Source organism: Paraburkholderia sp. BR10954 (assembly GCF_040965775.1).
GTDB lineage: Bacteria > Pseudomonadota > Gammaproteobacteria > Burkholderiales > Burkholderiaceae > Paraburkholderia > Paraburkholderia youngii.
In genome coordinates, this window is the sequence record NZ_JBFRCK010000258.1 from 1 (window position 1) to 343 (window position 343).

A 343-nucleotide genomic window follows, 5' to 3' on the forward strand; every position below is an offset into this window, starting at 1 on the left:
CGACGCTTCTGGAGCGGACACGGCGCACGGCCCTGGGGGCGCAGGAGCATCAGGACCTGCCATTCGAGCAGGTGGTGGAGATCGTGCAGCCGCCACGGGCGCTTGATCACACGCCGCTGTTCCAGGTAATGCTGGCCTGGCAGGATAACGCGCTGGGGCGGCTCGATCTTCCCGGGCTGGGCGTGGAGGAGGTGGTGGACAATGCGCCCGGGCAGGTCCGGTTCGAGCTGGAGCTGAACGTAGGCGAGTGTGACGGGAGGATCGTGGGCACGCTGGGCTATGCCACGGCGCTGTTCGATGAGTCGACGGTCAGGCGGCAGCGGGATTATCTGCTGGCGCTGCT

The 343-nt window shown here is 67.3% G+C and carries 1 protein-coding gene; it reads left to right on the top strand.

Annotation, left to right across the window (positions count from 1 at the left end; genetic code table 11):
* Positions 1 to 343 (top strand): condensation domain-containing protein (locus tag AB4Y34_RS42145; RefSeq protein ID WP_368719342.1); only part of this gene is annotated, 343 nt, incomplete at both ends.